The organism is Paenibacillus sp. OT2-17 (assembly GCF_009827695.1).
GTDB lineage: Bacteria > Bacillota > Bacilli > Paenibacillales > Paenibacillaceae > Paenibacillus > Paenibacillus polymyxa_B.
The window spans coordinates 1-2,038 of sequence record NZ_WUDQ01000628.1 but is presented as its reverse complement, the minus strand read 5'-3'; the positions used below and the strand labels follow the sequence as shown (position 1 = coordinate 2,038).

Sequence of the window (2,038 nt, the reverse complement as noted above, 5' to 3'; positions counted from 1 at the left end):
AGCACTTGGGCCTTGTAAAATATGGTCGCTTAACATTTCTGTGGGTGCATAAGAAGCAATCCATTGTGGAAACGCCGCACAGACGATTACGAACACAATAATCAGTCCCGCCGCATATACGAACCCATCCGACACTCCACCGAGCCGCCACCTTCCAGTTTGCCGAGCTACCCGCAGCTTTCTTTCCTTCCAAATTGTTTTGGCAGCCATTGTTTCTCTCAACCGACTTCCTCCTCCCTGAATCCTTCCGGCTTACGCCGAGCGTCTAACCCTTGGATCAATGAACGTATACGATATATCCACCAGCAGATTTACGATCACATACATGATGGCAGAGAACAATACAACTCCCTGCACAACTGGCAAGTCTTTAGCCATAATTGCGTCCGCAATTAAACGCCCAATGCCTTGCCGTGAAAATACCGTCTCACTCACAACTGCTCCGGCCAGCATTTCTCCCATCAGCATCCCGATCATCGTTATCGCTGGAATCAACGCATTGCGTAGCGCATGGCGATACATAATAACCTTCTCAGACAAACCCTTGGAACGGAGCGTTACGATGAACTGCTCATTAATGACTTCCAGCATACTGTTACGCACCATTCTGACAATGAACCCTGCACCGACAATGCCCAAAGTGAGAGACGGAAGCACAAGAGTTTTCCAACCGTCCGAGCCCATAGCAGGCAGCCATCCCAAGTGAATGGAGAAAATAAGCAACAGCAGAATGCCTGACCAGAATGTGGGCATAGAAATGCCGAACAATCCAACGATTCGTGCGATGATATCAATCGGTTTATCCCGATGAATGGCCGACAGCACTCCAAGCAGGACACCAATAATGACCGAAATAGCAGAACCGGCAAGCGTCAGCGCCAGTGTAGGCGGGAGATTGACCCATATTTTAGGCAGCACCGGATCAGCATTGAGCAGTGATTTTCCAAAATCACCTTGTAGCAGATTTCCGAAATAGTTCAAAAACTGAACATGAAAAGGCTGATCCACTCCCAGCTTATGACGCAAATTGGCGATCATCTCTGGCGTGGCCGTTGAAGGGTCAAGAATCGAATCCACCGGGTCCCCCGGGAGCAGATACAAAATGCTGAATACTAAAATGCAGGAACCCAGAATGACCAACAAAGAAGTAACCAGTCTTTCTGCAACAGCTCTGATCATAGCCCACACTCCTTCCTTACTGGATGGTCCCCAGAAATTATTTAGCAATACTATTTTTGAATACGCACATCGTTAAAGAGCGGATAACCCACTACATCGAATTTGAGACCCTGCACTGACTTGGCTGCTCCAACCGTATAAGGGAAAACATAAATCGGAATGATGACGGCCTGATCACGTATTAGCTGTTGCACCTTTTTATAAATCTCCTCCCGCTTGGCATCGTCCTGTTCAATAGCTCCCTGCTCCAACAGCTTGTCGACCTCTGGATTGGAGAAGTTAGGCAGTGTAGGCCGCTGATTTGGTGCCGCTGTGTGGTAAAAAGCATATAAAGCGTTCGGGTCCACATTGACCTGGCTATTTCCGTAGAAATCATAGTTTCCGTTCGTATATACAACTGTTGCAATATCCTTGGTAATTTCAATCTTCACATCAACACCGATTTTCTTCAGCTGCTGCTGAATAATGGCTGCAATGTCGTTCCGTTTTTCACGGTTCGGTGTGCCGTCTACATAATGCAGCGTCAGACGTTGTCCATCCTTCACCCGAAAACCATCCGTTCCCTTAGCCCACCCCAACTCATCCAGTAACTGATTGGCCTTGTTAAGATCAGGCTGCAAGCCTTTTTCCAGTGATTTATCATATCCAAAAATACCTGGAGTGAGTGGCGACCAAGCCTGTTCATAAGTTCCTAGATACAGCGTTTTGACGATCGTCCCCACATCAATACCATATTGCAATGCCTGCCTCGCCTTTAATTCATTCCACGGTGTCTTCTTTTGGTTAATGAACAGTGTATATGGCAATCCTAGGGTATTGACCTGCAACAATTGGAAATTAGGGTCACTCTTCAACGTCA

2 protein-coding genes and 1 pseudogene are annotated in these 2,038 nt (G+C 47.1%); all 3 read right to left on the bottom strand.

All coding sequences use genetic code 11. The annotated features are described in order from the left end of the window. Nucleotides 1-222: pseudogene (locus GRP75_RS25440) on the bottom strand (D,D-dipeptide ABC transporter permease); the annotation flags it as partial. A 30-nt stretch (nucleotides 223-252) separates the two neighbouring features. Beyond that, nucleotides 253-1,179: an ABC transporter permease gene (locus GRP75_RS25435; RefSeq protein WP_023988940.1), complete on the bottom strand. Its 927-nt coding sequence runs from the start codon at nucleotides 1,177-1,179 to the stop codon at nucleotides 253-255. A gap of 50 nt (nucleotides 1,180-1,229) precedes the next feature. Then, the coding region (locus GRP75_RS25430) for an ABC transporter substrate-binding protein (RefSeq protein WP_237449193.1) at nucleotides 1,230-2,038 on the bottom strand (809 nt) is incomplete at its 5' end.

Coding starts and splice junctions, on each gene's coding strand:
- GRP75_RS25435 (WP_023988940.1), bottom strand. CDS start 1,179: ATGATCAGAGCTGTTGCAGAAAGACTGGTTACTTCTTTGTTGGTCATT.